This is a genomic window from Streptomyces sp. NPDC015139 (genome assembly GCF_043079785.1).
GTDB lineage: Bacteria > Actinomycetota > Actinomycetes > Streptomycetales > Streptomycetaceae > Streptomyces > Streptomyces albidocamelliae.
The window spans coordinates 1-1,503 of record NZ_JBIBUW010000068.1; the positions used below are offsets into that span (position 1 = coordinate 1).

Here is a 1,503-nt window from a genome sequence, read left to right on the forward strand (position 1 = left end):
GAGGTTGTCAATTCCTTTGTGTATGTAGAGGTGTGTGGTCTTGCTGATCGGGTCGTGTGGTTGGTTACTTGCGGTGATCTTGGTGGGGGCTAGAGGGGGAGGCGGTCGGGGAAGGCGAGCATGAAGTGGTTCATGGCGCGTTTCCAGCCGAGGGTGCCGGTGCCGCGGACGCGGCCGGTGGGGATGGGGCCGTCGCCGTCGATGTGGCGGCCTTCGATGCGGCGGATGCCGAGGTAGAGGAGTTTGATCGCGGCGTCGTCGGAGGGGAAGTGCCCGCGGGTCTTGGTGATCTTGCGGAGCTGGTAGTTCAGGGACTCGATGGCATTGGTGGTGTAGATGACACGCCGGATGTCGCGGTCGAAGGTGAGGAAGGGGATGAATTCCTCCCAGGCTCGCTCCCAGCTCGCGATCAGTCCGGGGTAGTTCTTGCCGTAGTCGGCCCGCAGCTCGTCCAGGGCGGACAGTGCCTCTGACTCGGTGGCGGCGGTGTAGATCGGTTTGAGGGCGGCGGCGACCTTCTTGCGGTCGGTGTGGGAGACGTACTTCATCGACGACCGGATCAGGTGGGTGACACAGGTTTGGACCAGGGCTTTCTCCCAGACGGTGCTGATCGCTTCCGGGAGGCCGTTCAGCCCGTCGCAGCACACGATCAGCGCGTCCCTCAGGCCGCGGTTCTTCAGCTGGGTGAGCACGTTCAGCCAGAACTTCGAGCCCTCGGTGTCCTGCAGCCAGATGCCCAGTACGTTCTTGATGCCGTCGACGTCGACGCCGATGACCAGGTGCGCGGACTTGTTGGTGACCATGCCGCCGTCGCGGACCTTCACGGTCAGCGCGTCGATGTAGAGGATCGGGTAGACGTCGTCAACAGGCCGATTCTGCCAGGTGGTTATCTCATCGGCGACGACATCGGTGATCTTCGAGACCAGGGCCGGGGACACCTCCGAGCCGTAGACCTCCTTCAGGTGGGCGGTGATGTCACGGGTGGTCATGCCCCGGGCATAGAGGGAGAGGATCATGTCGTCGACCTGGGCGAGGCGCCGCCGGCCCTTCGGCACAATCACCGGCTCGAACTCGGACCGGCGGTCGCGTGGCACGTCCATGGTCACCGGCCCGGCGACCGTCGTCACCGTTTTCGGGTAGGAGCCGTTGCGGGAGTTGCCCGAGCCGCGGCCGGCCGGGTCGCCCGCCTCATAGCCGAGGTGGTCAGCCATTTCGACCTGCAGGGCCCGCTCCAGGACCGCCTTCATCATCTGCTGCAGCAGACCGCCCTGTCCATCGATGCCGACCCCGGCCGCTTCCGCGTCCGCCAGCAGCCGGTCGATCACCGCTGGCGAGAGAGCCCCCGCCAGCCTGCGGGATGCCTCTTCACGGGGCTCGACGGACTCGGCGTACGGGGCATTCTCGTTCATCACGTCACTCACTGTGCGTCACATTCCTGGTGTCAGCCAGGACCCGACCAGCACCCAGCAAGATCACCTCTTACACAAGGAAGTGAACACCCTC

The 1,503-nt window shown here is 64.9% G+C and carries 1 protein-coding gene; it reads right to left on the reverse strand.

What is annotated here, in order from left to right:
* Window positions 1–89: 89 nt before the first annotated feature.
* Window positions 90–1,409, reverse strand: coding sequence for an IS256 family transposase (locus ACF08B_RS41645; RefSeq protein ID WP_392322231.1), 1,320 nt, complete (start codon window positions 1,407–1,409; stop codon window positions 90–92).
* Window positions 1,410–1,503: the final 94 nt, after the last annotated feature.

Excerpts from the sequence above, each read along its gene's own strand:
- ACF08B_RS41645 (WP_392322231.1), bottom strand. The coding sequence starts at position 1,409 with ATGAACGAGAATGCCCCGTACGCCGAGTCCGTCGAGCCCCGTGAAGAG.